Here is a 1,537-nt window from a genome sequence, read left to right on the forward strand (position 1 = left end):
GCTGGCGGGTGAGTTCGTGGATGCGTCGTTGCGGTTGGTGCGTCCGGGTGGCCGGTTCGTGGAGATGGGCAAGACCGATGTCCGTGATGCCGAGGTGGTGCGGGCCGAGTACGGGGTGTCGTACCGCTCGTTCGATCTGATGGACGCCGGCCCGGACCGGATCGCGGAGATGTTCGCGGCGCTGCTGGAGCTCTTCGAGCGAGGTGCCCTGCGGCCCGCCCCGGTCACCGTCTTCGGGATCGCGCGTGCGCCGGAGGCGTTGCGGCTGCTGGGCCAGGCCAGGCATGTCGGCAAGGTCGTCCTCACGGTGCCGTCGCCGTGGGGTGGCGAGGGCACGGTGCTGATCACGGGCGGTACGGGTGGTCTGGGGGCGGAGGTGGCCCGGCATCTCGTCACCCGGCATGGTGTGCGGGATCTGCTGCTGGTCTCCCGGCGTGGGATCGAGGCGCCCGGTGCCGTGGAACTCGTAGCGGAACTGGAGGAGTTGGGTGCGCGGGTTCGGGTGCGGGCGTGTGACGTCTCCGACCGTGGGGCGCTGGCTGCGGTACTGGAGGGTGTTGATCTGTCGGCTGTGGTGCATGCGGCGGGTGTGCTGGACGATGGGTTGATCGCTGGTCTGTCGGGGGAGCGGTTGGCTGGTGTCCTGGCCGCCAAGGCTGAGTCGGCGCTGCATCTGCACGAGTTGACGGCTGACTGTGATCTGTCGGCGTTCGTGTTGTTCTCGTCGTTCGCGGGTGTGGTCGGCAATGCCGGTCAGGCGGCTTATTCGGCCGCGAACAACGTCCTGGACGCCCTCGCGGCCACCCGCCGCGCCCAGGGACTGCCCGCCGTGTCGCTGGCGTGGGGTATGTGGGCGACGGCGGATGGTATGGGTGGGTCGCTGGGGGATGGGGAGCTGGAGCGGTTGGCGCGTCAGGGGTTCCCGGCGTTGGAGACGGGCGAGGGGCTGGCGCTGCTGGATGCCGCGCTCGTCGTGAACGAGCCTGTGGCTGTGCCTGTGGCGCTGCGCATGTCCGCGCTGTCGGCTGTTAGCGACAGTCTGCCCGGGATCCTGCGGGGGCTCGTGCCCGCGTCCAACCACCGACGCCGCGCCGTCGGCCAAGTGGCAGGCGACGGTGAGCTGGCGAGCCGTCTCGCCGGGCTGACGCCAGCCGAACAGCGCAGGGTCCTGCTGGAGTTGGTCCAGGCTCAGGTCGCCACGGCGCTCGGCCATGCTTCGGCGGCGTCCGTGGACACGTCCCGCGCCTTCAAGGACCTGGGGTTCGACTCGCTCACCGCCGTCGATCTGCGCAACCGGCTGCGTACCGCGACCGGCATCGCGCTGCCTACCACCCTCGTCTTCGACCACCCCAACCCGAACTCACTCACCGATTACCTCCTCGAACAGGTCCTCGGAGAGACCACTGCGCAGGCTCCGTCGCAACCGCGCACGCAGCCGGCGACGGCGTCGAATGAGCCGGTTGCGATTGTGGGGATGGGGTGCCGGTTCCCGGGTGGGGTGGATTCGGCTGAGGCGTTGTGGGCTCTGGTCGCGGGG

Annotated in this window: 1 protein-coding gene; it reads left to right on the forward strand. The window is 69.9% G+C overall.

Annotation, left to right across the window (positions count from 1 at the left end; all coding sequences use genetic code 11):
* Window positions 1-1,537: SDR family NAD(P)-dependent oxidoreductase (locus AB0I77_RS53490; RefSeq protein WP_363290319.1), on the forward strand; the 1,537-nt coding region annotated here is incomplete at both ends.

This window comes from Streptomyces sp. NPDC050619 (assembly GCF_040654815.1).
Lineage (GTDB): Bacteria > Actinomycetota > Actinomycetes > Streptomycetales > Streptomycetaceae > Streptomyces.